This window comes from Accumulibacter sp. (assembly GCF_023806635.1).
In the GTDB taxonomy this organism is placed as follows: Bacteria; Pseudomonadota; Gammaproteobacteria; order Burkholderiales; family Rhodocyclaceae; genus Accumulibacter.
Map to the genome: position 1 here is coordinate 14456 of NZ_JAMTDQ010000063.1, position 26220 is coordinate 40675.

Annotated in this window: 28 protein-coding genes; 17 read left to right on the forward strand and 11 right to left on the reverse strand. The window is 63.1% G+C overall.

Annotation, left to right across the window (positions count from 1 at the left end; all coding sequences use genetic code 11):
• Positions 1-8 precede the first annotated feature (8 nt).
• Together wrbA and NFW30_RS11665 are read left to right on the forward strand one after the other, a co-directional pair.
• On the forward strand, positions 9-605 hold the full coding sequence (gene wrbA, locus NFW30_RS11660; protein ID WP_295355722.1) for an NAD(P)H:quinone oxidoreductase: 597 nt from the start codon (positions 9-11) through the stop codon (positions 603-605).
• Positions 602-946, forward strand: coding sequence for a DUF2069 domain-containing protein (locus tag NFW30_RS11665; RefSeq protein ID WP_295355720.1), 345 nt, complete (start codon positions 602-604; stop codon positions 944-946). The genes wrbA and NFW30_RS11665 overlap by 4 nt, the downstream gene beginning before the upstream one ends.
• Positions 947-997: 51 nt before the next feature.
• Here the strand turns inward: NFW30_RS11665 and NFW30_RS11670 are convergent, their stop codons facing one another.
• From NFW30_RS11670 to ilvB, 5 genes are all read right to left on the reverse strand, one after another.
• Positions 998-2536, reverse strand: coding sequence for a 2-isopropylmalate synthase (locus NFW30_RS11670; RefSeq protein ID WP_295355718.1), 1539 nt, complete (start codon positions 2534-2536; stop codon positions 998-1000).
• A gap of 298 nt (positions 2537-2834) precedes the next feature.
• Positions 2835-3608, reverse strand: a complete 774-nt coding sequence (gene pssA / locus NFW30_RS11675; RefSeq protein ID WP_295355716.1) for a CDP-diacylglycerol--serine O-phosphatidyltransferase — start codon at positions 3606-3608, stop codon at positions 2835-2837.
• A gap of 192 nt (positions 3609-3800) precedes the next feature.
• Positions 3801-4817 (reverse strand): ketol-acid reductoisomerase, encoded by a 1017-nt coding sequence (ilvC, locus tag NFW30_RS11680; RefSeq protein ID WP_295355714.1) that lies wholly within the window; start codon positions 4815-4817, stop codon positions 3801-3803.
• A gap of 32 nt (positions 4818-4849) precedes the next feature.
• The gene (ilvN, locus tag NFW30_RS11685) at positions 4850-5341 is read right to left on the reverse strand and encodes an acetolactate synthase small subunit (protein WP_034935674.1); all 492 of its coding nucleotides are present in this window, start codon (positions 5339-5341) and stop codon (positions 4850-4852) included.
• Between the two features lie 11 nt (positions 5342-5352).
• Positions 5353-7065, reverse strand: a complete 1713-nt coding sequence (gene ilvB, locus NFW30_RS11690; protein WP_295355711.1) for a biosynthetic-type acetolactate synthase large subunit — start codon at positions 7063-7065, stop codon at positions 5353-5355.
• 135 nt (positions 7066-7200) lie between these two features.
• On the opposite strand from ilvB, the gene NFW30_RS11695 reads away from it, so the two are divergent.
• From NFW30_RS11695 to NFW30_RS11710, 4 genes are read left to right on the forward strand one after another with little or no spacing between them, the layout of a single operon-like run.
• Entirely contained in the window at positions 7201-7764 is a 564-nt protein-coding gene (locus tag NFW30_RS11695) for an RNA polymerase sigma factor (protein WP_295355754.1), read from the forward strand.
• Positions 7761-8138 carry a DUF3619 family protein gene (locus tag NFW30_RS11700; protein ID WP_295355709.1) on the forward strand — a complete coding sequence of 126 codons (378 nt, stop codon included), beginning with the start codon at positions 7761-7763 and terminating at the stop codon, positions 8136-8138. The genes NFW30_RS11695 and NFW30_RS11700 overlap by 4 nt, the downstream gene beginning before the upstream one ends.
• A complete protein-coding gene (locus NFW30_RS11705; protein WP_295355707.1) occupies positions 8111-8755 on the forward strand; it encodes a DUF3106 domain-containing protein in 645 nt (214 codons plus the stop codon). The genes NFW30_RS11700 and NFW30_RS11705 overlap by 28 nt, the downstream gene beginning before the upstream one ends.
• A 4-nt stretch (positions 8756-8759) precedes the next feature.
• Positions 8760-9185, forward strand: coding sequence for an RDD family protein (locus NFW30_RS11710; protein ID WP_295355705.1), 426 nt, complete (start codon positions 8760-8762; stop codon positions 9183-9185).
• Positions 9186-9201: 16 nt separating this feature from the next.
• Here NFW30_RS11710 and lptG read toward each other — a convergent pair whose 3' ends face one another.
• Both lptG and lptF read right to left on the reverse strand, forming a co-directional pair.
• Entirely contained in the window at positions 9202-10290 is a 1089-nt protein-coding gene (lptG, locus tag NFW30_RS11715; RefSeq protein WP_295355703.1) for an LPS export ABC transporter permease LptG, read from the reverse strand.
• Positions 10287-11366: an LPS export ABC transporter permease LptF gene (gene lptF / locus NFW30_RS11720; protein WP_295355701.1), complete on the reverse strand. Its 1080-nt coding sequence runs from the start codon at positions 11364-11366 to the stop codon at positions 10287-10289. Before lptF ends, lptG begins: the two co-directional genes overlap by 4 nt.
• A 77-nt stretch (positions 11367-11443) precedes the next feature.
• On the opposite strand from lptF, the gene NFW30_RS11725 reads away from it, so the two are divergent.
• The 4 genes from NFW30_RS11725 to NFW30_RS11740 are packed head-to-tail and all read left to right on the forward strand — an operon-like array spanning position 11444 to position 16750.
• Positions 11444-12940 (forward strand): leucyl aminopeptidase, encoded by a 1497-nt coding sequence (locus NFW30_RS11725; protein WP_295355699.1) that lies wholly within the window; start codon positions 11444-11446, stop codon positions 12938-12940.
• The gene (locus tag NFW30_RS11730) at positions 12937-13362 is read left to right on the forward strand and encodes a DNA polymerase III subunit chi (protein WP_295355697.1); all 426 of its coding nucleotides are present in this window, start codon (positions 12937-12939) and stop codon (positions 13360-13362) included. The genes NFW30_RS11725 and NFW30_RS11730 overlap by 4 nt, the downstream gene beginning before the upstream one ends.
• Complete coding sequence (locus NFW30_RS11735) at positions 13362-13880, forward strand: hypothetical protein (RefSeq protein ID WP_295355695.1); 519 nt, start codon at positions 13362-13364, stop codon at positions 13878-13880. The genes NFW30_RS11730 and NFW30_RS11735 overlap by 1 nt, the downstream gene beginning before the upstream one ends.
• 32 nt (positions 13881-13912) lie before the next feature.
• The gene (locus NFW30_RS11740; RefSeq protein WP_295355693.1) at positions 13913-16750 is read left to right on the forward strand and encodes a valine--tRNA ligase; all 2838 of its coding nucleotides are present in this window, start codon (positions 13913-13915) and stop codon (positions 16748-16750) included.
• Between the two features lie 259 nt (positions 16751-17009).
• Here the strand turns inward: NFW30_RS11740 and pabB are convergent, their stop codons facing one another.
• The 3 genes from pabB to NFW30_RS11755 are packed head-to-tail and all read right to left on the reverse strand — an operon-like array spanning position 17010 to position 20522.
• A complete protein-coding gene (gene pabB, locus NFW30_RS11745) occupies positions 17010-18788 on the reverse strand; it encodes an aminodeoxychorismate synthase component I (protein WP_295355691.1) in 1779 nt (592 codons plus the stop codon).
• Positions 18789-18842: 54 nt separating this feature from the next.
• A complete protein-coding gene (locus NFW30_RS11750) occupies positions 18843-19070 on the reverse strand; it encodes a sulfurtransferase TusA family protein (RefSeq protein WP_295355690.1) in 228 nt (75 codons plus the stop codon).
• A gap of 27 nt (positions 19071-19097) precedes the next feature.
• On the reverse strand, positions 19098-20522 hold the full coding sequence (locus NFW30_RS11755; RefSeq protein WP_295355688.1) for a M48 family metalloprotease: 1425 nt from the start codon (positions 20520-20522) through the stop codon (positions 19098-19100).
• Positions 20523-20709: 187 nt separating this feature from the next.
• On the opposite strand from NFW30_RS11755, the gene moaC reads away from it, so the two are divergent.
• From moaC to soxZ, 3 genes are read left to right on the forward strand one after another with little or no spacing between them, the layout of a single operon-like run.
• Positions 20710-21192: a cyclic pyranopterin monophosphate synthase MoaC gene (moaC, locus tag NFW30_RS11760; RefSeq protein ID WP_295355752.1), complete on the forward strand. Its 483-nt coding sequence runs from the start codon at positions 20710-20712 to the stop codon at positions 21190-21192.
• 4 nt (positions 21193-21196) lie between these two features.
• The gene (soxY, locus tag NFW30_RS11765; RefSeq protein WP_295355686.1) at positions 21197-21682 is read left to right on the forward strand and encodes a thiosulfate oxidation carrier protein SoxY; all 486 of its coding nucleotides are present in this window, start codon (positions 21197-21199) and stop codon (positions 21680-21682) included.
• 16 nt (positions 21683-21698) lie between these two features.
• Entirely contained in the window at positions 21699-22019 is a 321-nt protein-coding gene (gene soxZ / locus NFW30_RS11770; RefSeq protein WP_295355684.1) for a thiosulfate oxidation carrier complex protein SoxZ, read from the forward strand.
• 74 nt (positions 22020-22093) lie between these two features.
• Here soxZ and NFW30_RS11775 read toward each other — a convergent pair whose 3' ends face one another.
• Positions 22094-22297: a cold-shock protein gene (locus NFW30_RS11775; protein ID WP_034889703.1), complete on the reverse strand. Its 204-nt coding sequence runs from the start codon at positions 22295-22297 to the stop codon at positions 22094-22096.
• A 260-nt stretch (positions 22298-22557) separates the two neighbouring features.
• Between NFW30_RS11775 and clpS the strand changes: the two genes are divergently transcribed.
• The 4 genes from clpS (at position 22558) to NFW30_RS11795 (ending at position 26216) form a co-directional block, all read left to right on the forward strand.
• Entirely contained in the window at positions 22558-22866 is a 309-nt protein-coding gene (gene clpS, locus NFW30_RS11780; protein WP_295355680.1) for an ATP-dependent Clp protease adapter ClpS, read from the forward strand.
• The gene (gene clpA / locus NFW30_RS11785; RefSeq protein WP_295355678.1) at positions 22867-25125 is read left to right on the forward strand and encodes an ATP-dependent Clp protease ATP-binding subunit ClpA; all 2259 of its coding nucleotides are present in this window, start codon (positions 22867-22869) and stop codon (positions 25123-25125) included. It begins immediately after the preceding gene.
• Between the two features lie 74 nt (positions 25126-25199).
• A complete protein-coding gene (rraA, locus tag NFW30_RS11790) occupies positions 25200-25694 on the forward strand; it encodes a ribonuclease E activity regulator RraA (RefSeq protein ID WP_295355677.1) in 495 nt (164 codons plus the stop codon).
• Between the two features lie 15 nt (positions 25695-25709).
• A complete protein-coding gene (locus tag NFW30_RS11795; RefSeq protein ID WP_295355675.1) occupies positions 25710-26216 on the forward strand; it encodes an ankyrin repeat domain-containing protein in 507 nt (168 codons plus the stop codon).
• Positions 26217-26220 lie beyond the last annotated feature (4 nt).

Below are 26220 nucleotides of genomic sequence, written 5' to 3' on the forward strand. Positions count from 1 at the left end.
ATAAGCCGATGTCGGAGATTCTCGTCCTTTACTACAGCCATCGGGGTTCCGTACGGGCCCTGGCTCAGCAGATCGCACGCGGCGTCGAGTCCGTCGCCGGCGTCACGGCTCGCCTGCGGACGGTGCCGCGGGTCGCCAGCGTGTGTACCGCCGGCGAGCCGGAGATCCCGCCGGTTGGGGCGCCGTACGCCGATGCCGCCGATCTTGACGAGTGCATCGGGCTCGCGCTCGGTAGTCCCACCCGCTTCGGCAACATGGCGGCGCCGATGAAGTACTTCTGGGACAGCACCGCGGTGCATTGGTCGGCCGGCGTTCTGACGGGAAAACCCGCGTGCGTCTTCACCTCGACCGCCAGTGCGCACGGCGGTCAGGAGAGTACGCTGCTGTCGATGATGCTGCCTTTGTTGCACCACGGCATGCTGCTGCTCGGCCTTCCCTACAGCGAAAGTGCGCTCTCGGTCACACGTAGCGGTGGTACGCCGTATGGCGCCAGCCATGTGGCTGGACCGGAAGGGAGCCCGATGCTCACCAACGACGAGCGGCAACTCGCCTTCGCGCAAGGACGCAGACTGGCATCGATCGCCCTGCAACTGCGTCCGCGATGATCCGTGTCTTCTATCTGGGCGCTTGTGGCAGCCTGGTTGCGCTGATTTTCCTCTGCCTTGCGTGGGAGTTGCGCCTGGCGCCGGTCTTACCCGGGGGTACCTGGCTGGCACTGAAGTGCTTGCCGTTGCTGGCGCCGCTTTTCGGCATTCTCAACGGACGGCGCTACACCTACCAGTGGGCGTCGATGCTGATCCTGTTGTACCTCACCGAAGGTATCGTGCGGGCAACCACCGAGCACGGTGCGGCACAACTGATGGCCATCGCCGAAATCGTCCTGGCGTCGATCTTCTTCTGTTCCAGCGTCGGCTACGCACGCCTCACGCGGCCGTCCGCACGCTGAGGGCGGCCGCTCCAGCTGGGCCGCCGCTGCGCGCAGCGATCGACGATTTGGTCAGACGTCGCCCTGCGGGTCCAGCCGGTCAGGAAACTGCAGTTTGTTCAAGGCGTTGAGATAGGCTCGTGCGGAAGCGATGACGATGTCCGTATCGGCACCGTTGCCGTTGACGATTCTCCCCTGCCGCGCCAGGCGAACCGTGACTTCGCCCTGTGCGTCGGTGCCGGTGGTGATCGCGTTGACCGAGTAGAGCAGCAACTGTGCACCACTGGCGGCGATCGACTCGATTGCCTTGAACGTTGCGTCGACCGGGCCGCTGCCGATGCCTGCAGCCTTCCGCTCGACCCCGCCGACGGTCAGTGTGACGTCGGCTGCCGGCGTCTCGCCGGTTTCCGAGCAGACGCGCGAGTAGACCAGCTTGAAGTGCTCACCCGGTGGCGTCATTTCATCATCGGAGACCAGCGCCTGCAGGTCCTCGTCAAAAATCTCGTGCTTCTTGTCCGCCAGTTCCTTGAAGCGGCCAAAGGCGGCGTTGAGCGCCTCCTCGCTTTCGAGAACGATGCCGAGTGCCGACAGGCGGGACTTGAACGCGTTGCGTCCCGAATGCTTGCCGAGCACCAGCTTGTTCTGTGCCCAGCCGACATCCTCGGCCCGCATGATTTCGTAGGTTTCCCGATGCTTGAGGACGCCGTCCTGATGGATGCCCGACTCGTGGGCAAAGGCGTTGGCGCCGACCACCGCCTTGTTCGGCTGCACCGGGTAGCCGGTGATCTGCGACACCAGCTTCGAAGCGGGAACGATCTGCGTCGTATCGATGCGGGTCTGTACCGGAAAGAGGTCGCTGCGCGTGCGGACGGCCATCACGACTTCCTCGAGTGAGGCGTTGCCCGCGCGCTCACCGAGACCGTTGATCGTGCATTCGACCTGACGTGCCCCGGCGAGTACAGCCGCCAGCGAGTTGGCGACCGCCATGCCAAGATCGTTGTGGCAGTGCGTGGACCAGACGACGCGCCCGGCCCCCGGGACCCGCTCAATCAGGGTGCGCATCAACTCGCCCCAGACCGTGGGAACGCTGTAGCCGACGGTGTCCGGCACGTTGATCGTGCTGGCACCGGCCTCGATGACCGCCGCGAAGACGCGGCAAAGGAAGTCGACTTCGGAGCGCACCGCGTCTTCGGCCGAGAACTCTACGTCATCGGTGTACTCGCGTGCCCAGTGTACGGCTCGTACGGCTGCTTCGACCACCTGATCCGGCGTCATGCGCAGCTTCTTCTCCATGTGGATCGGACTGGTGGCGATGAAGGTGTGGATGCGACCGCGTACTGCCGGAGCGATGGCCTCGCCGGCACGACGAATGTCGTTCTCGCTCGAACGGGCCAGGGAGCAGACCGTCGAACTCTTGATGACGCGAGCAATGTTCTGGATCGCTGCGAAGTCTCCCGGTGAGGCTGCCGCGAACCCCGCCTCGATCACGTCGACCTGCATGCGCTCCAGTTGTCGGGCAACGCGCAGCTTTTCTTCCTTGGTCATCGAAGCGCCAGGGCTCTGTTCGCCGTCACGCAACGTGGTGTCGAAGATTACCAGATGCTCTTTCATGTCCTGACTCCGCATGGAACGATGGAACCGCCAGCGTCATTGCCCAAGCCGGGCACGCGCCTGCAGGTGTTGTACGCAACCAGGGGGGGTGGCTTTCGTGGCGTGTGGCGCGCTGCCGCACCCATCGCAACAGTCAGGCACCGAGCGGGATGCGGCAGGACCATTGGCTGGGCTGAGGTACGCGCCGGACTATAAACAGTTTCGAATCGTCATGTCAATGAGGGCCACCAGTGGTTGCCAGTGGCACTGCAAGTGCCATTGCAGGTGCTCGCTGGGGTCAGGGAACCGTCGTCCGGGCTCAGACGGGAGGTGGTAGCGGTGGTTGCGTTCTGCGTCTGCATCGTTGCAGCAGCGCCACGATGTAGCCGGACAAGGAGTAGGCGACGAAGAGGCCGAACAGTGCGACCGGGGTGTCGTACGACAGGACGGCAAAGCCCAGGGCGATGCCGACGACGAAGATGAAAGGGACGCTGCGGCGCAGGTTGATGTCCTTGAAACTGTAGAAACGCAGATTCGAGACCATGGAAATTCCGGCAAAGACCACCAGCCCGCAGGTCAGCCAGCGGACTTCGGCAGCGGCGACGTTCTTGTCGATCATCACCCAGAAGAAACCGGTTACCAGCGCCGCTGCAGCCGGGCTGGGCAGGCCCTGGAAGTAGCGTCTGTCGACCACCTCCAGGCTGGTGTTGAAGCGTGCCAGGCGCAATGCTGCACCGACGCAGTAGACGAATGCGGCGATCCAGCCGAGGCGGCCCATGTCCTTCAGGGCCCAGGCATAGATGACGAGTGCGGGCGCGACGCCGAACGAGACCATGTCGGAGAGTGAGTCGTACTCGGCGCCGAAAGCGCTCTGTGTTCGCGTCATGCGCGCCACACGCCCGTCGAGACCGTCCAGGATCATCGCCACGAAAATTGCCACTGCGGCGCGCTCGAAGCTGCCGGTCATTGCCTGCACGATGGCGAAGAAGCCGCAGAACAGGGCGGCTGTCGTGAACAGGTTGGGCAGGACGTAGATGCCTCGACGCCGCAACTCGGGGTTGAAGAGTGTCTTGCGAGGCTTGATTTCGGGCATTGCTCTGTCAGGCTGGAGTCAGACGCGGAAGCCGCTGCCGGAAGCTTGGTAGGCGGGCTGCGGGCGGCCACCGCTGCCGTCTTGGCAGACCGCCGGCGGCCAGGTGAGCGGTGAGGTGCATGGGAGACCCGGCGCGGCGGCAGGGGTCCGGCTCTGGTGCCAGACCGGGCCCGCCGCCACGCCGGGGAGCAATCAGTTCCTGCTCTGGTCGACCAGACGATTCTTCTTGATCCAGGGCATCATGTCGCGCAGCTTGGCGCCGACGACCTCGATCTCGTGCTGCGCCGTCAGCCTGCGCCGAGCGGTCATCGACGGGTAGTTGGTACGCCCTTCGAGGATGAACATCTTGGCGTAGTCACCGTTCTGGATTCGCCGCAGGGCGGAGCGCATCGCTGCGCGTGAGGTCTCGTTGATCACCTCGGGCCCTGTGACGTACTCGCCATACTCGGCATTGTTCGAGATCGAGTAGTTCATGTTGGCGATCCCGCCCTCGTACATCAGGTCGACGATCAGCTTCAATTCGTGCAGGCACTCGAAATACGCCATTTCGGGGGCGTAACCGGCTTCGACCAGGGTCTCGAAGCCCATCTTGACCAGTTCCACCGCGCCACCGCAGAGAACGGTCTGTTCGCCGAAGAGGTCGGTCTCGGTTTCCTCGCGGAAGTTGGTCTCGATCACACCGCCCTTGGTACCCCCATTGGCGGCAGCATAGGAGAGGGCGATGTCGCGCGCCTTGCCTGAGCGATCCTGGTGCACGGCGATCAGCGAAGGCACGCCTCCACCCTTGAGGTACTCCGAGCGCACCGTGTGTCCCGGGCCCTTTGGCGCGACCATGATCACGTCGAGGTCCTCGCGAGGCACCACCTGGTTGTAATGGATGTTGAAACCATGAGCAAAGGCCAGGGCGGCACCCTTCTTCATGTTCGGCGCCACATCGGCGTTGTAGACCTGGGGGATGCTCTCGTCCGGCAGCAGAACCATCACCACGTCCGCACTGCGGACCGCTCTGGCGACCTCCTCCACCTTCAATCCGGCTGCCTCGGCCTTGCTCCACGAAGCACCGTCCTTGCGCAGCCCGACCGTGACCTTGACTCCGGAATCATTGAGATTCTGCGCGTGTGCGTGGCCCTGCGAACCATAGCCGACGATGGTGACCTTCTTGCCCTTGATCAGTGAAAGGTCGGCATCCTTGTCGTAGAATACTTTCATTTTATATCCTCTGCTTGCTGTTGTCGGTCTGCTCAGACCTTGAGAATGCGTTCGCCGCGACCGATGCCGCAGACGCCGGTACGGACCGTCTCGAGAATCAGCCCGGCGTCGATCGCCTGGATGAACGAGTCGAGCTTCGAGCCGCTGGCGGTCAGTTCGATGACGTAGGTCGATTCGGTCACGTCGATGATGTGGCCGCGGAAGATGTCGGCCAGGCGCTTCAGCTCCTCGCGGTCCTTGCCGGTGGCGCGCACCTTGATCAGCATCAGTTCGCGCTCGATGTGCGCCGCCTCCGAGAGGTCGACGACCTTGATGACGTCGATCAGCTTGTTCAGCTGTTTGGTGATCTGCTCGATCACCGCATCGGTGCCGGTGGTGACGATCGTCAGGCGGGACAGCGAGACGTCTTCGGTCGGGGCCACCGTCAGTGTTTCGATGTTGTACGCACGGGCGGAAAAAAGGCCGGCGACGCGCGACAGGGCACCGGCTTCGTTCTCGAGCAGGATCGAGATGATGTGTCGCATCTTGCTTCCCCCTACAGGTCTTCGGTGAGGATCATGTCCGCCAGACCCTTGCCGGCGGCGACCATCGGGAATACGTTTGCCTTCTGATCGGTGATGAAGTCAATGAACACGAGATCGTCCCTGTGGTCGATGAACGCCTTGCGCAGCGCCGGCTCGACATCCTCCGGCCGCTCGACGCGGATGCCGACGTGACCGTATGCTTCGGCGAGCTTGACGAAGTCCGGCAACGAATCCATGTACGACTCCGAGTAGCGGCTGCCGTAGAACATCTCTTGCCACTGCCGGACCATGCCGAGGTAGCGGTTGTTGAGGTTGATGATCTTGATCGGCAGGCGGAACTGCTTCGCCGTCGACAGCTCCTGGATGCACATCTGGATCGAACCCTCGCCGGTGACGCAGACAATCGGCATCTCCGGGTGCTGCAGGGCGGCACCCATGGCGTACGGCAGGCCGACACCCATCGTTCCGAGGCCGCCTGAATTGATCCAGCGCCGCGGTTCATCGAACTTGTAGTACTGCGCGGCCCACATCTGGTGCTGGCCGACGTCCGAGGTGACGATGGCCTTGCCGGCGGTCACCTCATACAGCTTCTCGATGACGTACTGCGGCATGATGACGTTTTTCTTCCTGGCGTACTTCATGCACTGCTTGGCGCGCCAGGCCGCGATCTCCTTCCACCACGCCGCCAGGGCCTGCGCGTCCGGAGCGGCGTTCCCAGCGTCGAGCAGGCGGATCATCTCCTCGATCACGTCGGGGACATTGCCGACGATCGGGATGTCGACCTTGACCCTTTTCGAGATCGACGAGGGGTCGATGTCGACATGGATGATCTTGCGCGGGATCGACGCAAAGTTGTCGGGATTGCCGATCACCCGGTCGTCGAAGCGGGCACCGATGGCGAGCAGCACGTCGCAGTGTTGCATCGCCAGGTTTGCCTCGACCGTACCGTGCATGCCCGGCATGCCGAGGAACTGCGGGTCGGTCGCCGGAAATGCGCCGAGCCCCATCAGGGTATTGGTGATCGGGAAGCCGAGGCGGCGGGTCAGGCGGGTCAGTTGCTCGGCGCCATTCGCCAGAATGACCCCACCTCCGGTATAGATCATCGGTCGCCGGGCTTCGAGCAGCAGGTGTACGGCCTTCCTGATCTGGCCCAGATGACCCTTGACCACCGGGTTGTACGAGCGCATCTGGATGGCTTCCGGGTATTCGAACTTGCACTTGGCGGCGGTGACGTCCTTCGGGATGTCGACGACGACCGGACCCGGGCGACCGCTGTTGGCGATGTAGAAGGCCTTCTTCAGCGTCAGCGCGAGCTTGTGTACGTCGTTGACCAGGAAGTTGTGCTTGACGCAGGGCCGCGTGATGCCGACGGTATCGCACTCCTGGAAGGCATCCTGGCCGATGTAGTCGTTTGGCACCTGTCCCGAGATGACGACGACCGGGATCGAATCCATGTAGGCGGTGGCGATCCCGGTCACGGCATTGGTCGCGCCCGGGCCGGACGTGACGAGCGCGACGCCGACCCTGTTCGACGAGCGTGCCAATCCGTCGGCGGCGTGTACGGCTGCCTGCTCGTGGCGGACGAGAACGTGCTTCACCTGATCCTGCTTGAAGAGCGCATCATAAATGTGCAGCACGGCGCCACCGGGATAGCCGAAAACGTACTCGACCTTTTCTTCCTGCAGGCACCTGATTACAATCTCAGCACCGGTCATCATCGTCATTGCCGTCGCCCCAGCAAGCAGTTGCGTTAAAAAAAGTCAGCAACGTTAAAGCTTTGGCCTCGATTGGTCAAGGCGTTCACGACGACCAGCGACTTCTGTAGCCGCTTCCAAATTGAAAATGCAAGGATTTTCGCTCTGGCCAGCCAACGCGAACTGTCGGATTTCCTGACTGCCGTCGAACGTCGTGCATTCAAGCAGGCCATGTTCGCCGTGCACAACGAAGAGTCTGCGCTCGACATCGTCCAGGATGCGATGATGAAGCTCGCCGAGAAGTACGGTGACCGCCCCGCCGAAGAACTGCCGATGTTGTTCCAGCGCATCCTGCAGAACACCATCCGGGACTACTATCGGCGAAGCCGGGTGCGCTCGCTGTGGACGACACTGCTGTCGGCGCTGTCGCCGAACGATGATGAGGACCACGATCCACTCGAAACCTTCGGCAGCGAATCGGGGTCCTACAGCCCGCAGCTACCCGAGGAGCAGCTCGAGCAAACGCAAGTCCTTGCCATCATTGAGAAAGAGATCGCGTCCTTGCCAACGCGTCAACGCGAAGCCTTCCTGCTGCGTTACTGGGAAGACATGGACGTCGCGACGACGGCAGCCGCCATGGGCTGCTCGGAAGGCAGCGTCAAGACGCATTGCTCGCGTGCCAATCACACGCTGGCGGCAGCACTGAAGGCCAAAGGAATCACGCTATGAACGAACAGCATTTTGCCTACAAGCTCAGGCAGCACCTGAACCGTGGCTTGCACGAGTTGCCGGGAGAAACGCGCTCGCGCCTGGAAGACGGGCGGCGGCTTGCGCTGGCGCGGCAGAAGGCGGCCGTTCGGCATGGCGTTCTGGCTGGGGTCGCCGGCTTTCTGCAGCAGCAGGCAGACCATCTGCGTCTCAGGCAGGTGGCACTTGTCGTTCTCCTGGTGCTCGGGATCGGTACCTACACGGTCTGGCATGCCGAGCAGAGCATTTCCGAGCTCGAGGTCATTGATAGCGCGCTGCTCTCGGACGAACTGCCGGTCGCTGCCTTCACCGACAAGGGCTTTGCTGCATGGCTGAAAAGCTCGGCGCCGCAGTAGCAGTCCTGGCAAGTCTCTTGGTGCTGCCGGTGGGGGCCGAGGTGTCCGGGCCGTCGGCGATCATCACTCCGGCGCAACCGCAGTGGACCGAACTGACCGTCGAGCAGAAGATCGTCCTCGCACCGTTGAGTGACGACTGGGATAGCCTGGAGTCCAACCGCCAGAAGAAGTGGCTTGGCATCGCACGGCGTTTTCCCAGCATGACGCCTGCTGAGCAGAGACGCATCCAGACGCAGATGCAGGAGTGGGGCAAGCTGACTCCGGCACAGCGCGCTTTGGCGCGTGAGAACTTCCTCAGCGCCAGTCAATTGCCGGCCGAGAAGAAGGAGCAGTTGCGGCAGAAATGGGAAGAGTATTCGAGCCTGCCGGAGGAGGAGAAGGAGCGGCTGCAGAAACAGGCCGCCGCGAGCAGGCCGCTGCCGAAGCCCGGGCACGCGCCGCTGAGCACGCCCCCGGCAGCCGCTCCACGCGAGACCCAGTCCGGTGTAGCGACCGGCAGGGCGACGAAGGACGGCACGGAGGGAGTCGCTGCCGTGCCGTCGTCGGCGCCTGGCAACGCGACGGTGCCGGCGGCCGAAGCGGTCCCGGCCGGTGGCGCTGGCGATTCGGGGCGCTGACTGCGTGCCGCCCGCACAGCCTGTCGTCAACCCCGGGATCGCCCGCCGGCTTGCCAGCATGTGTTACGAGTCGCTGCTTGTGCTGGCCGTGCTGGCCGTGCTTTTCGTCTTGCCGCACCTCATGCTTGGTGCCTTTGCGCAGCGCATGGTCTCTCCTGCGATCATCCAGGCGCATTGCTTTCTCGTCCTGCTTGTCTATTTCGTCTGGTTCTGGTTGCATGGTGGGCAGACACTCGCCATGAAAACGTGGCGCATTCGCCTGGTGAGTTGCGATGGGCTACCCCTTCGGCCGGGGCAGGCGCTGTTGCGCTACCTTCTCAGCTGGCCAAGCATTCTGCTTGGCGGAGCCGGTATCGTCTGGGCCCTTCTCGACCGCGACGGGCAGTTTCTGCACGATCGCCTTGCCGGGACCCGACTCATTTTCGCCTGAAGCGCGACTGCTCACCTCAGCGCCGTTCAACCCACCAGATCATCAGTCCCGCTGCCAGCAGGAACAGGGCCGACGGAGCCGCTGCACTCAGCAGAGGTGGCCAGCCATGGATTGCTCCAAGGTTCGATGACAGGCCGTTGAGGGTGTGAAAGAGGACTCCGATCATGACCCCGATGAAGATCTGCAAGCCGATTCCCGATGCGCGGTGATGGCCGGTGGAGAACGGCAGGGCCAGGGCAACCATGACCAGACCAGCGAGCGGATAGACGATCTTCTTCCAGAACGCGATGTCGTAGCGGTTGGTTCGCTGGCGATTGTCGGCCAGGTGCCTGGTATACGCCGACAGATGACGCAGCGACATGCGGTCGGGTGGAAGCATGAGCACCGCGAGCATCTCGGGATTCAGCGCCGAGCGCCACGACAGTTCAGCCAGCTTTTCGACCTTGGCGCTGTCCTTCTGCAGAACGGTATGGGCAACGTCAGTCAGGCGCCAGCCGTCGGCAGCCGTGAATTCCCCTTCGCCTGCCTCGGTTACGCTGCGCAGTCTGCCGTGGTCGTCAAACTGGAAGATCCGGATGCCGCGCAGGCTCCTGTCGGAGAGTAGGACGCGGATGTTGATGAAGTTCCTTTCGTCCTTGACCCATAGTCCGGAACGCAGATTGCGCACACTGCGCAGTTCCTGCATCGTGCGCCCACGTTCCTTCAGCCGCAACTGGCTGGCGGCATGCTCCGCCGGTGGTGCGACGTACTCGCCGATCAGGAAGGTGAGGACGGCAAACGCAGCTGCGATCTGGCACAGGCAGACGAGCAGCCGGCCGTTCGATAGACCGGAGGCACGCAGGACGGTGATTTCGGAGTGCCGCGACAGGTTGGCCAGCGCATACAGCGTACCAATCAGGATGGCCAGGGGCATCAGTTCATAGGCCCTGCCGGAGAGGCGCAGCAGGACATAGACAAAGGCATGCTGGATCCTGTAGCCACCCTGGCCGAGACTGCTCACCTCGCCGAGCAGGTCGAAAAAGGCAAAGAGCGCCAGAAAGGCGAGCAGGACGAGCAGGACGGCGATGACTACTTCGCGCGCGATGTAGCGCTGATAGACCTTCATCGCGCAAGCCGCAGAAAGGAGGATACGGCAATCCGTCGGTAGAAGAGCACGGGCAGGAGACACACCATCAGCAGATGAATGCCGAGCAGGGCGACGGCGAAGGAGAACTTCCCGCGCGCCACCCATTCCTGACCGATGGTCACCAGATTGTTGTAGAACAGATAGGCCAGAATCGCCAGCAGCATGTTGGCCGAGCGACCGGCGCGTGGATTGACGAAGGAGAGCGGAATCGACAGCAGCGCCAGAATCAGCGCCGAAATCGGCAGGCTGAGGCGGCCGAGCAGTTCGCTTCGATGTTGCCGCGAGTCGTTCGCCACCAGTTCCACAGTGCCCATGCTGCGGGGCGTCTGGACCACACCGCGCGCCTCCTTGGTTTCCAGGCGAACCGCATAGCGTGCGAACTCGATCTGACTGATCTCGACGCTTCCCGGCGCGAACTCATAGCGGCGGCCTTCCTGGAGAACGATGAAGCGATCGCCGTTGGCGGCGATCTCCTGGTATCCCGTGCCGGCGGTGGTGATGCCGAGGTGGTCGGGGCGCGTGTCACTGACGAAGACGTTGCGCACGTGGCTGGTGTCTTCGGCGACTTCTTCGACAAACACCACGCGGTTGCCCGTCGATGACTCCTGAAAGGTGCCAGGTGCCACCTGACCGGCGTCCCGGCGCGTGCTGAGCTTGTTGCGGAACTCGATGCTTTCGGACACGGCCCAGGGCGACAGGAAGAAGGCCAGTGCGGCGATGGTCGCCACCAGCGGCGCGGCGAAGCCGACCACGGGGCGGATCCATGCCGTCAGCGGCAGACCGCAGGAAAACCAGACGACCATCTCGGAGTCGCGGTAAGCCCGGGAGAGACTCAGGAGAATGGCGACGAACAGCGACAGGGACAGCAGGTGTGGCAGGTAGTTGAGTGCGGCAAAGCCAAGCAGTGCTGCAACGGCGTCCGCTTCGACCTTGCCCTGGACAGCCTCGTTGAGCAGGCGGATCAACTGCGTTGTCAGCATGATCGCGAACAGAGCCGTGAAGATACCTGCCGCCGTCTGCGCAAATTCGCGCCGCACCGCCCGCTGAAAGATCATTCTTTGACTTTGCTGAAATACTGCAGTGATAATCGATGCTTTTCTGAACCAGCACGCGCTTGACGAGGAGGGGGTCGGTGGAATTTAGCATAAAAAGTGGCAGCCCGGAGAAGCAGCGCAGTGCGTGTGTGGTGGTCGGCGTCTTCGAACCGCGGAAGCTGACGCTGACCGGCGAAGTCCTCGACAATGCGGCCCGGAACCATTTGTCGGACATCATCCGTCGCGGTGACATGGAGGGCAAGGCAGGTTCCACCTTGCTGCTGCACAACGTTCCCGGCACCCTGTGCGATCGGGTGTTGCTGGTTGGACTCGGCAAGGAGAAGGAGTTTGGCGACAAGGAGTTCGCTGACGCCATCCGTGTGGCGGTGCGCACGCTGAATGAAACAGGATCTTTCGACGGGACGGTCTTCCTGACCGACACGGCCGTCAGGAGACGCAGTACGGCGTGGCGTGTGCGACAGGCGGTTATCGTTGCGCACGAGGCGGTCTATCGCTTCGACCAGTTCAAGAGCAAGAAGGACAAGGTGCGCCGGCCGTTGCGCAAGCTGACCTTCGTCGTCGACCGGCGCAACGAGCTCGCCGCCGCCGAGGCGGCCCTGATCCAGGGCCAGGCGATCGGCGAGGGCGTCAACCTGGCCAAGGATCTTGCCAATCTGCCAGCCAATGTGTGTACTCCGAGCTACCTCGCGGAGACGGCACAGAAGCTGGCGGTCGAGCACAGGCTCGACTGCCAGATCGTAGACCGCGACGAGATGACCGCATTGGGCATGCATTCCCTGCTGGCCGTTGCCAGCGGTTCGCGCCAGCCAGCCAAGCTGATCGTCCTGCAGTACAAGGGGGGCAAGGGGGATGACAAGCCACTGGCGCTGATCGGCAAGGGCATCACCTTCGACACCGGTGGCATCTCCCTCAAGCCGGCGCCCGAAATGGACGAGATGAAATACGACATGTGCGGCGCTGCCAGCGTTCTCGGCACCATGAAGGCGGTGGCGGCGATGAGACTGCCGCTCAACCTGACGGTGATCGTTCCGGCGGCGGAAAACATGCCGGGCGGGGGGGCGACGCGTCCGGGTGATATCGTTACCTCGATGTCCGGTCAGACCATCGAGATCCTCAACACCGATGCCGAGGGCCGGCTGATCCTGTGCGATGCGCTCACCTATGCTGCGCGCTTCGACCCGGACATCGTGGTCGACGTCGCTACGCTGACCGGTGCCTGCGTGATCGCTCTCGGTCACGTCGCCACGGGGGTTTTCGCCAACAACGACACGCTCGCACGCGAGTTGCTGCACGCCGGTGACGAGGCGCACGATCGTGCCTGGCAGATGCCATTGTGGAGCGACTATCAGGAACTGCTCAAGAGCCCTTTTGCCGACATGTCGAATGTCGGTGGCCGCTCAGCGGGCAGCATCACGGCTGCCTGCTTTCTCGCCCGTTTCGCGAGGAAGTACGTCTGGGCGCACCTCGACATCGCCGGTACCGCCTGGAAGTCGGGGAACGAAAAGGGTGCGACGGGGCGACCGGTTTCGCTGCTCGTACACTATCTGCTCAAACGAGCCGGAAGACTTAATTGACCAGGATTTTCTTCTACCACAACGCCGCCGATCGGGTGGCAATGGCCGCCAGCCTGATCGCCCGGGCGGTCGGCCAAAAGAAGAGCTTGCTGGTCTACGCGCCCGACACCGCGGTTGCTGCGGCCCTCGACCGGCACCTCTGGCTGCATCCGCCGACCGGCTTCCTGCCGCACGTCGCCAGCGATTCTCCGCTGGCCGGAGAAACGCCGGTGGTGATTGCCGGCCGACTGGATGCCATCGATCGCGATGAGCGGCTGTTCAACCTGGCACCCGAGGTGCCGCCGGGCTTCGCCCGTTTCAATAGCCTGATCGAGATCGTCGGCCAGGGTGAGGAGGAGCGACTTGCCGGGCGCCAGCGCGCGCGGTTCTACCGCGATCGTGGCTACGACATCCAGTATTTCGATCAGGCAGGGAGAGTCTGATGGCGGACGATGGCGACCTGATCAGGCGTGCGGATTCGCTGATCGGATCCGATGCAGGTGCGACTGGCGCGGAACCTCACGGCACCCCGCGTCACGGGCGGCGTCGGCGCAGCTTCGTCGCATCGACTGCAGACCGGCCAGCCATCGAGGGCGGCACGATGGCCGGTGGCGAGGACGAGGATCTGCCGTTGCTCACTGAGGTCGTTCCGCCGGCAACGGGTGCTGCCACTGAGGTGCCGGCGGCAGTCGCCGCGTCCCTTCGCTCTCGTCTTGCCGGCGACCTTTGCCAGCAGCTCGAGCAGCGACTGGCGAGCGAAACGCCGGTCCTCATCGCGTCGACCCTGGACAGCGCAGGGGTGCAACTGCGACGGGGGATCACTGCAGCCATCGTGGCAGTGCTGGATGACTTCCTGGCGCAACGTGGCCAGCTGCCGCTGCCGGGGCTTGAGGAATGCTCGTCGCCGGCAACGGACCGAGCGCGGCGGGTGACCGCGGAGGCCACGGACGATCCGTTATAATGCGCTTCCCTGACTTCCCGTGATGCGTGCCCATGGAACTCGCCAAGAGCTTTGAACCGGCAGAGATCGAACGACGCTGGTACCCGGCCTGGGAGGCACGGGGCTACTTCGGTGCGGGCCTGGACGCGGACAAGGCCAGATCTTTCTGCATCCTGCTGCCACCGCCCAACGTCACCGGTACCCTGCACATGGGCCACGGCTTCAATCAGGCGATCATGGACGCGCTGACGCGCTACCACCGCATGCGGGGTGACAACACACTGTGGCAGCCGGGTACCGATCATGCAGGAATTGCGACGCAGATCGTCGTCGAGCGCCAACTCGACGCCGAAGGGGTCTCGCGGCACGATCTCGGGCGCGAGAAGTTCCTGCAGAAGGTGTGGCAGTGGAAGGAGTTTTCGGGTAGTACCATCACTCGCCAGATGCGCCGCCTGGGCACCTCGCCCGACTGGAGCCGCGAACGTTTCACGATGGACGCCGGCCTGTCGCGAACGGTCACGGAGACTTTCGTCCGACTCTACCGGGAGGGGCTGATCTATCGCGGCAAGCGTTTGGTGAACTGGGATCCCGTCCTGCAGACCGCGGTTTCAGACCTGGAAGTGGTCCAGGAAGAGGAGCGCGGACAACTTTGGCACATTCGTTACCCATTGGCTGACGGCAGCGCGTCGCTGGTTGTTGCGACGACCCGCCCTGAGACGATGCTCGGTGACACTGCGGTGATGGTGCACCCCGAAGACGAGCGCTACCGCCACCTTTTGGGGAAGATGGTCCGCCTGCCCCTCTGTGGGCGCGAAATTCCGATCATTGCCGATGCCTATGTCGATCTCGCTTTCGGCACCGGCTGTGTCAAGGTAACCCCGGCACACGATTTCAACGACTACGCGGTCGCTCAGCGTCACCGGCTGCCGATGATCCCGATCCTGACGCTCGACGCGCGCGTGAACGACCACGCTCCGGAGCGCTATCGCGGTCTCGATCGCTTCGCTGCGCGAGAGCTGGTCGTCAGTGATCTCGAGCAGCACGGCTTTCTGGACAAGGTCGAGCCGCATGTCCTCAAGGTTCCACGTGGAGATCGAACGGGTGTCGTCATCGAGCCGATGCTCACCGACCAGTGGTTCGTGGCGATGAGCAAGCCCGGTGCCGACGGCCGCAGCATCGCCGGCAAGGCCCTCGACTGCGTCGCTTCGGGCGAGATCCGCTTCTTTCCGGAGAACTGGGTCAACACCTACAACCAGTGGTTGAACAACATCCAGGACTGGTGCATCTCGCGGCAACTCTGGTGGGGTCACCAGATTCCCGCCTGGTACGGCGAAGACGGACGGGTCTTCGTCGCCCACGACGAGGACGAGGCGAGGGCGGAAGCGAACGCTGCCGGCTGCCAGGGTCCGCTGGTGCGTGACCCGGATGTCCTCGACACCTGGTATTCGTCGGCGCTGTGGCCGTTCTCGACGCTCGACTGGACGCCGCGGTGGCCGGTGGAGAGCAACCCCGCACTGGACCTCTACCTGCCGTCGACGGTCCTCGTCACGGGGTTCGATATCATCTTCTTCTGGGTTGCACGGATGGTCATGATGACCCGGCACGTCACCGGCCGCATCCCGTTCAGGCATGTCTATGTCCACGGCCTCATCAGGGACGCTGAAGGACAGAAGATGAGCAAGTCGAAGGGCAACGTGCTCGACCCGATCGATCTCATCGACGGCATCGGTCTTGATGCGCTGATCGAGAAGCGTACCAGCGGACTGATGAACCCGAGGCAGGCGGAGCAGATCGAGAAGCGAACGCGCAAGGAGTATCCGCACGGGATTGCCGCCTTTGGTACCGATGCCCTGCGCTTCACCTTCCTCTCACTCGCCAGTCCCGGACGGGACATCAAGTTCGATCTCGGCCGCTGCGAGGGGTACCGAAATTTCTGCAACAAGCTGTGGAACGCCAGCCGCTTTGTCCTGATGCACACTGCCGGGCACGATCTGGGTCTCGATGACTGCACGCCCGGCGGTTGCACGACCCGACTCGCCTTCTCCTTCGCAGACCGCTGGATCGTCAGCAGGCTGCAGCGTACCGAGGCCGAACTGGCGCAGCATTTCGCCGACTACCGTTTTGATCTGCTGGCGCGGTCGCTCTACGAGTTCGTCTGGGACGAGTTCTGTGACTGGTACGTCGAACTGTCGAAGGTCCAGCTGCAGTACGGGAGCGAAGCCGAGGTCCGGGGGACGCGTCGGACGTTGGCGCGCGTCCTGGAGGCGGTTCTTCGCCTGGCACACCCGCTGCTTCCGTTCATCACGGAAGAACTGTGGCAGGCGGTGGCCCCGCTAGCGGGTCGCAAGACGCATGACTCGGTGATGCTGGCAGCCTATCCGCAGGCACAGCCGGAAAAGATCGATGCGCAGAGCGAAGCCAGCGTGCAGGAGTTGAAGTCACTGGCATATGCCTGTCGCAATCTGCGCGGCGAAATGAGCCTGTCGCCGGCCGTGCGGGTGCCTTTGGTCGCTTGCGGCCAGGCGCGCGTGTTGGCCGATTTCGCTCCCTATTTGAAGGCGCTTTGCAAGCTGTCCGAGATGCAAATCGTTTCCGAGATGCCGGGCAGCGCCAATGCGCCGGTTGCCGTCGTCGGTGAAACCAAACTCATGCTGCAGGTCGAGATCGATGTCGGCGTCGAGTGCGAAAGGCTCGACAAGGAGATCGCCCGGCTCAGCGGTGAGATTGGCAAGGCGAGGGCGAAGCTGGCCAACGCGAGCTTCGTGGCCCGTGCTCCGGCTGCGGTGGTGGAACAGGAACGACGGCGCCTCGACGCTTTCGTCGCGACACTCGCCGAACTCGAGCCGCGGCGTGCGAGCCTTGACAGCAGCCGGACGCCAGCCGGCTGCTGACGAAGCGCGACCGGTGCCGGTCGTCGGTGACGCCGGAGAAGTCTCGAGGAAATCGTCGCCAGCAGGGCGAGATGCCGGGCGTGAGCGAGCGGGCGACGAGACACATCCAGTCCATGGGCGAGGAGTGAGCGACCAGGGAAGGGGCAGATCGGTTGCGCAGTCGATTGATTCTCAGTCTCTGAGCATCTCACGCCCACAGATCACGCGCCCGGTGTTCTCCAAGAATCAAGTGCTTGTGATTTTGTTTCTGGAGAGCCGTTCAGCTGGTCAGGGTTACCGCCACCAAGCCGCGCAGGGCGTTGCCGAGGTAGAGGGCGGAGGCCCGCTGCAGGTCGGTCTGCCTGAGGACCCGTTCGACCGCCCGGCCTGATTCGAGCAGCTTTCGCCGCAGGACTCCCGGTAGCAGACCGCAGGACAGCGGGGGGGTCAGGAGCAGTCCGCCGTGCGCGACGAAGACGCTGCTGCGCGCGCCTTCGCAGACCTCGCCGCGTTCGTTGCAGAAGATTGCATCGAACACTGCGGGACGATCAGCCAGTGCTGCCAACGCGCGATCGCATCGAGACCGCAGCGTCGTCTTGTGTCGTAGCAGGTAGTCATCGGCCGACACGGCTTCGCTGGCGAATACCGCAGTCCGTTTCGCCGCGGCGTCGTCGGTCAGTGGCGACACGTTGGTAGCATGGCTCCCGTCATGCCGGAGCAGCAGGCGAACCCGGAAAACACCGTCTGGATGGCTGGTGGCGGCAGCGGCCAGCGCGGCCGACACGTGGGGCAGCGCACAGGTGAACCCAAGGCTGGCTGCCGATGCCTGCAGGCGATCGAGATGGAATTGCAGCAGGGGAAAGCGGCCGGCTTCGAGGCGCAGTGTCTCGAAGAGCTCGAACCCGGGGTCGGAGTCGATCAGAAAACGCGCCTTCAGCAGACATTCCGCGTATTCACTTGCCGCATCGGCGTCGGCGACGATGCCGCTACCGACGCCCATCCGCGCGTGCCCGGTAGGGCCGAGTTCCAGCGTGCGGATTGCCACGTTGAAGCGGCAGTCGCCACCCGGGGCCAGCCAGCCAAGAGCTCCGGTGTACAGTCCCCGCGGCTCCTGCTCCAGTTCCGCAATGCGCTGCATGGCTCTGATTTTCGGTGCGCCGGTGATCGAGCCGCACGGAAACAGGGCGCGGAACAGGTCCAATAAACTGGCGCCTGGCACTTCGGCCGTCACCGTGGAGACCATCTGCCATAGGGTCGGGTAGGCCTCGGTCTCGCAGAGGGCAAGCACGTGAACCTTTCCGGGTTCAGCAAGTCGCCCGAGATCATTGCGGAGCAGGTCGACGATCATGACGTTCTCCGCTCGCTCCTTGGGCGAAGAGACGAGAGCTGCACGCCGCGTTTCATCCTCCGCCGCCGTTCTGCCGCGCGCCGCAGTGCCTTTCATCGGTCGCGTCTGCACCTGGTCCGCTCGGCGCTCGAAGAACAGCTCGGGCGAAAACGAAAGGATCTTCTCGCCGGCGATCGTCAGGTAGGCTCCATAGCGGACAGGTTGTCGTGCTCGCAGGCGCAGGTACAGCGCCAGCGAGTCGCCATAGACGCGGCAGCGCATGGGGAACGTGAGGTTGATCTGATAGCAGTCGCCGTCCGCGATCCACTGGCGAATCTGTCCCACCTGGTCTGCATACCGTGAAGACGAGACAGTCGGCAGCAGATCGGCTACTCCTGCTGTTCGTTGCGCTTCCGGAAGGAAGGCGACGCGGGCGGCCAGGAAAGCGTTGACTGCCTGCGCGTCCAGCCAGTCGCCACGCTGGAATACCCAGGCACGGATGACCGGTCCCGCTCCGGCCAACGCCGCGGCGGTCGCCTCCAAGGAGGTCGCGAGTGCGTAATCGGCAGCCATCGCAACCCACCGCCCGGCCGCGAGTTCCCCCTCGATGGCGGCGAAAAGAGGAGTGTGATCGCCGCTGACGGCGAGCCGGAAACTACGGCAGTAGCCGTCAAGCAGCAGCGCATCGCCGCGATCACCATCGAACAGCGCAAAGTCGCTACTGCCAGACATCAAGCTGCGGGCGCCTGAGCCCTCACGCGCCACGCGTTGTGATGGCTGCGCGTCTCACTTGCGCCGGAGAAAGAACTCGAAGACCTTGCCGGTTTCGGAACGCGACAGCAACTCGTTGCCCGTCTGTCTGGCGAAGGCCTCGAAATCCTTGACGGCGCCGGGGTCGGTCGCCAGTACATGCAGCACCTCCCCTGCCGACATTTCGGCAAGCGCTTTCTTGGTCCGCAGGATGGGCAAGGGGCAGTTGAGGCCCTTGACATCTAACTCTCGATCGAAATGCATGTCGTGATCCACAAGAAAGCCAAGCGACTATTGTAAGCGCTGGAAGCCGCTTCTTCTCTGCTTCGCTTCCTCGGCCTGCAGTCTACGCAGTTCGCGCAGGCGTGCGTCCACTGCCGACTGCTCGAAGAAACTCCCGTCAGCCGCCTGTTGCGCAAACTGCAGTTGCTCGACAGCGGGTCCGAGTTGTCCCTGCAGAAAATAGAACTCGGCTTGCGCGCGATGCTGCTGCAGGCGCTTGCCCGTTGCCGAAAACGTCCTGGCCAACAGGCCGTAGAGTTTGTAGTCCGACGAACGAAGCTGCAACTGCCCATCGAGGAAGATGCGGGCTTGCTGGTACTCCTTCGCCGCGAGGAGCGCGTCAGCGTAACCATAAGCCAGCGCCATGGACTGCGGATAACGCTGCAAGCTCTCACGATAGATCGTCGCTGCGCCGACCGGGTCGTTGTCGGCGAACCTGATCGCCGCTGCCAGTCCGGCAAGCAGCGGTGACGAGGGCTTCAGGGCGGCCAGTGCGTCGTACTCGCGCTGTGCTCCCGCCGTGTCCTTTGCTCGCAGTAGCGAGTAGCTCAGCCCGTAACGAGCTGCCACCTCTGAGGCATACTTCTTCTCCCGCAGTTGTCTGGTGAACTCGCTGATTCCCTCCTGCGGTGTGCTCGCCTGGGCTCGCAGCTTGGCCCGCACGAGCTGGAAGTCGAGACTGTCGGCCACCTGGCGATAGGGGGCGCTCTGCGCGCGGTTCTGCATGTCCGACATTCGCTCGACGGTCAGCGGATGTGATCGCAGGTAGACCGGGGCGCTGTTTTCATAGACCCTGCCCGCCTGTTGCAGGCGCCCAAAGAAGTCCGCCATGCCGCGCACGTCGAAGCCCGCCTGCCCCAATGTCTGAAAACCCACGCGATCGGCCTCACGTTCGAAATCGCGGCTGTAGGCAAGCTGTGCCTGTATCGACCCGGCTTGTGCCGAGGCGATGGTGGCGTGTGCCACTTGCGAGTTGGAGCGAGCGGCGAGCACGCCGACGGCCATCGCGATCATGGTGGCGACCGAGCTCTGCTTCTCGCGCATGATCTGTCGCGCCAGGTGTGCCTGCAGTACGTGCGAGATTTCGTGCGCCAGGACCGCGGCCAGTTCGGACTCCGACTGCGCCGTCAGCAGGGTGCCGGTGTTTACGCCGATGAAACCACCGAACATGGCAAAGGCATTGACCGTGTTGTCGCGGACAAGAAAGAAGTAGCAGTCGGCCGTGGGGTCCGCGCTGGCCGCGAGCAGACGAGCTCCCAGGCGGTTGAGGTAATCCGACAACTCCGGATCGTCGACATAGCTTGGCTCGCGCAGGCGGATCTCGTTCAGAATCCGCTCGCCAATCTTACGTTCCAGTTGCGGCGACAGTTCGGCACGGGCAGCCTCACCCAAATCTGGCAGTTCGTCCGTGGCCAAGGCCGCCGGGGACGTCATGGCGGTTGCCAAGAGCACGATGGAGACGAAACGCGGCAGAGGCATCAAACGGGCTTTCCAGTCTTCTTGCGGAGGCGACGGGTGGTATGATACCGAAGCGGACGCCGACAAAGTGTGACTGAGCGTTACAGAGTCTGTCTGCGGTCCGGCCCCCTTGACCCGCCTGTCGCAAGAGATTCTTTTAGCGATGCCTACGAGCCCTTTCTCCCATTTTGATCGGCATGGTCAGGCGCAGATGGTCGACGTCACGGCGAAGGCGGAGACCCTCCGGCACGCGACTGCCTCTGGCCTCATCTCGATGCGCCCGGAGACCTTGTCGCTCATCGTTCAAGGTTCGGCGAGCAAAGGGGACGTGCTGGCCGTTGCCCGGATCGCGGCGATACAGGGTGCCAAGCGCACGTCGGACCTCATCCCGCTCTGTCACCCGATTCCCGTGACCCGAATCACGGTCGATTTCGAGATCGATGGACGGACCAGCAGCGTCGCCTGCAAGGCGCGTGTCGAGACTTTCGGTCGCACGGGTGTCGAAATGGAGGCTCTGTCGGCGGTCAGCATCGGTTTGCTGACGATCTACGACATGTGCAAGGGGGCCGATCGCGGCATGCGCCTGGAAAGTGTTCGCCTGCTCGAAAAGGGCGGCGGTCGCTCCGGGCACTGGCAGGGTGACTGAGGCCATGCTGCAGCCAGACGCGGCTGACGTGGACCGCCTGCGTCGTCTGCTTCTCAGGGCAGCCACTGCTGGCGTGGTGGTGGCAGGGGACCTGCTGCAGCCCCCCGCTGTTCTGGCGGCCGACTGGAACCGTGAGGCCTTTACCGCCACCGGTCTGTCTGAAGCCATGCGTGCGGCAGGCGCAGGCGGTTCCAGCGCCAGTGGCGGGATCGTCATCAAGACCGTCGACATCGCCGAGAATGGTGCCCAGGTGCCCGTCGAGGTGATCAGCAACATACCCGATAGCCAGAGCATCAGCATCTTCATCGAGAAGAACCCCATGCCCCTGGCGGCCAGCCTGACATTCGCCGGACGCGCGCAGGCGCGCGTCCGGCTGCAAGTCAAGATGGCCGAGTCATCTCGCATACGCGTCGTCGTCAGGGCGGCTGACGGAAAGAACTACCATGCGAGCCGCGAAGTCAAGGTGACGCTTGGCGGGTGTGGCGCCTGAAGGATGCCGGTCGGGGATGGGTGAAGCAATCCGGATTCGCGCCAGCCTGCAGGGCGAACTCACCGAGATCCGCTTCCTCATGCCGCATCCGATGGAGACGGGTCAGCGCAAGGACGCCGGCAGCGGACAACTGGTTCCTGCGCACTTCATACAGACCTTTTCGCTCACCGCGAACGGTGCGCTCCTCGTCGGCGGCCAGCTGAACACGGCGATCTCGCGCAATCCCCTGTTCTCCTTTTACGCTCGCGGACTGAAGGCGGGCGACCGGATTGCGGTCGAGTGGTCCGATAGCAAGGGAGACAGGCGTCGCGACGAAGTCATCATCGCTGAGCCATAGGCGGCGACCCGTCGAAGCAAGCGCGGCAAAAAAAAACCCGCCGGAGGCGGGTGCTTGGTGCGTCGCCGAAAGTATCAGGCGCGCGCGATGTTCGATGCTTGCTTGCCCTTCGGGCCCTGCGTCACGTCGAAGGAAACCTTTTCGCCCTCTTTGAGGGTCTTGAATCCGCCCATGCTGATCGCGGAGAAATGGGCGAAGAGATCCTCGCTGCCATCGTCCGGAGTGATGAAGCCGAAACCCTTGGCGTCATTGAACCACTTCACAGTACCAGTTGCCATATTGCCACTTCCTTCAAAAAAGACTGAATCCGGGCATCGCCCGACTTGCATGCGTCCAGATCAGCAATCGCCGACAAGGCCTGTCACACAGGTACAACTACCTCGCCGCGCAACTGATCCGGAGCATGCCGGCTTTTTACGCTAAAGCAGGCCGGAGCGTCAAGCTTTTTTGCTTGCCAGCGTCCGCGAGTGGCGCGCGAGTTGCCGAAAGCGACCGCGGGTGCTATTGCGCATCCGTATGGACTGGTTAGAATTCTGCCATGGCAACAAAGCATCAGGACGGATCACTCCTCGAAACCAAGCGTACGCAGCTAGCGCCACCGCCCCTGTACAAGGTACTGCTGCTGAACGATGATTTCACGCCGATGGACTTCGTCATCGTTGTCCTGCAGAGGTTCTTTGCAATGGATCGTGAACAGGCTACGCGGATCATGCTCAAAGTGCACACGGAAGGCAAAGGTGTCTGTGGAGTTTACCCGCGCGACGTCGCTGCCACCAAGGTAGAACAGGTTACAGGTTTCGCACGCAGCAACCAGCACCCGCTGGCGTGTGTCATGGAGGAGAACTGAATGATTGCGCAGGAACTTGAAGTGAGTTTGCACATGGCGTTTGTCGAAGCGCGGCAGAAGCGCCATGAGTTCATCACCGTCGAGCACCTGCTTCTGGCGCTGCTCGACAACCCGTCTGCAGCAGAGGCTCTGCGGGCCTGCGGGGCGAACATCGAGCAATTGCGCAAGGATCTGACCCGCTTCATCGGCGAACACACGCCAACGGTCTCCGGTGAGGACGAGATCGACACGCAGCCGACCCTGGGCTTTCAGCGCGTCATCCAGCGCGCCATCCTGCATGTCCAGTCCTCGGGGCGGAAGGAAGTGAACGGGGCGAACGTCCTCGTTGCGATCTTCGGCGAGAAGGATTCGCACGCGGTCTACTATCTGCAGAAACAGGGTGTCACGCGCCTGGATGTGGTGAACTTCATCTCGCATGGGATCAGCAAGGTACCTCAGAGCGCGCCACGAAGCGAACCCGAAGCCGAGCCGGAAGCCGACCAGCAGGCGGCAGCCGGACCCCTCGACAGCTACACGATCAACCTCAACGCGCTCGCCTTGCAGGGCAAGATCGATCCCCTGATCGGCCGTGACACCGAGCTGGAACGAGTGATCCAGACGCTGTGCCGGCGGCGGAAGAACAACCCCTTGCTCGTCGGGGAAGCAGGCGTCGGCAAGACAGCCATTGCCGAAGGACTGGCACGACGGATCGTCGAGAGCGACATCCCGGAGATTCTGGCGAAGGCCAACGTCTACTGTCTCGACATGGGTTCCCTGCTGGCGGGGACCAAGTACCGTGGTGATTTCGAGCAGCGCCTGAAAGGAGTTCTCAAGCAACTGAGCGAGAACCCGCAGGCGATCCTGTTCATCGACGAGATCCACACTCTGATCGGTGCCGGTTCGGCTTCCGGCGGCACCCTCGATGCTTCGAACCTGCTCAAGCCGGCGCTTTCCACCGGGCAACTGAAGTGCATCGGCGCGACGACCTACAACGAGTATCGTGGCATCTTCGAGAAGGATCATGCGCTGTCGCGACGCTTTCAGAAGATCGACGTCAATGAGCCATCGAGCGCCGAGGCCGTGGAGATCCTCAAGGGTCTGAAGTCCCGTTTCGAAGCACACCATGGCATCAAGTACTCGGCTGCCGCGCTGACGTCGGCCGTGGAACTGTCGGTGCGCTTCATCACCGACCGGCACCTGCCGGACAAGGCGATCGATGTCATCGACGAAGCTGGTGCCGCACAAAGGATTCTGCCAAAGTCGAAGCAGAAGAGACTGATCGGCAAGATCGACATCGAGGAGATCGTTGCCAAGATTGCCCGTATCCCGTCGACGCACGTGTCGTCGGATGACCGCAACAATCTGCGCAACCTCGACCGCGACCTGAAGGCGGTGGTGTTTGGCCAGGACGCCGCCATCGACGCGCTTGCCAGGGCGATCAAGATGGCCCGATCGGGCTTGGGCAATCCGACGCGACCGATTGGCAGCTTCCTCTTTTCCGGTCCCACCGGCGTCGGAAAGACCGAGGTCGCCAAGCAACTGGCCTACTGCCTGGGCAATGAGCTGGTACGCTTCGACATGTCCGAGTACATGGAACGGCACGCGGTCTCCCGCCTGATCGGAGCGCCGCCCGGCTACGTCGGATTCGACCAGGGGGGCCTGTTGACCGAGGCCATCACCAAGAAGCCGTATAGCGTGCTGCTGCTCGACGAGATCGAAAAGGCACACCCGGACATCTACAACATCCTGCTGCAGGTCATGGACCATGGCACGCTGACCGACAACAATGGACGCAAGGCGGATTTCCGCAACGTGGTGATCATCATGACCACCAACGCGGGGCAGGAGGCGATCCAGAAGGCGACGATGGGCTTCACACCGTCGCGGCAGGCCGGTGACGAAATGGCCGAGATCAGGCGCATCTTCACGCCCGAGTTCCGGAACCGGCTCGATGCAACCATCTCGTTCCGGGCTCTCGACCACGAGATCATCCTGCGCGTGGTCGACAAGTTCCTGATGCAGCTCGAAGCCCAGTTGCATGACAAGAAGGTCGAGGTGGTGTTCACCAGTGCCCTCAAGGAGCATCTCGCGGCGAAGGGCTTCGATCCCCTGATGGGGGCCAGGCCAATGGCGCGGCTGATCCAGGACACGATCCGCGCCTCGCTGGCTGACGAACTGCTGTTTGGCCGGCTGGCGCATGGTGGCCACGTCACGGTCGACCTCGACGACGACGAGAAGGTGAAACTGATCTTCGAGGAAGAGCCTGAGGTCGTTGCCTGAATGTTCCACTACCGACGGCCACACGCTGCGGTGTGGTCATTTCTCGCGTCACGCAAGGGCGAAAGGCCAACCATATGAGCATCAGCACCCCAGACCTGCTCGACAGACACGAGGCCATGGCGGTAGCTGGTGCCGTTCGCGTCGTTGCGCCGGTCTTCCAGCGTTATGGCGGGCGCTCCAGCTTCTGCGGGCGCATCGTCACGCTGAAACTGTTCGAAGACAACTCTCTGGTTCGTGAGGTGCTGGCCGAAGACGGCCAGGGCAAGGTGCTGGTGATCGATGGTGGCGGCTCGCTGCGCTGTGCCCTGGTCGGAGACCAGTTGGCGATCCTGGCGCAGCGCAATGGCTGGGAGGGAATCGTGGTGTACGGTTGCATTCGGGACTCGGAGCCGATCGCCCGCATCGATCTCGGCCTGCGTGCTCTCAACACGCATCCACTCAAGAGCATCAAGAAGGGCGTTGGCGAACGTGATCTGGCGGTCACCTTTGCCGGTGTGACGTTCCGGCCCGGCGAGTGGATCTACGTCGATGCTGACGGGGTCGTCGTCAGTGCTCAGTCCCTGGACTGAAGCGGAGGGTAACGAGTGAACTCTGCAATCGACCTGCTCAAGGCAATCCGTAGTGGACGTCTGCAGGAGGTGCTGGCGGTACTGGATTCAGGTGCTCCGGTCGAGCTGCTCGATGGACGTGGCGACCCGGGTTTGCCCCTGGGCGTGGCCTGCTTCATGGGTTTTCCCGACATCGTGCGCGAGTTGGTCAGGCGGGGTGCCAAGGTCAATACGGGGGACAACTCGCAGCCCACTTCGCCCGTGTCGATGGCCATTCGTGGCAAGCGGAAGGAGGTACTGAAGGCGCTGATCGAACTGGGCGCCGAGATTCCGCCCGGGATGAACACGGGGCTGACTGAACAGGAGATCCTGGTCGCACGCTGGCGAGGGCAGCACTATGGCGCAGCCATGCCCAAGGCCGCCGACGCCGCACCGGACGCGCCGGTATACGAGGAGATCGAGATGGTGCGTTGCTACGGAACGGACACCTCGGTGCTCGACGCAGATCTGATTCGTGCTGCACGAGAGATGGAGAAGAAGTAGGGCG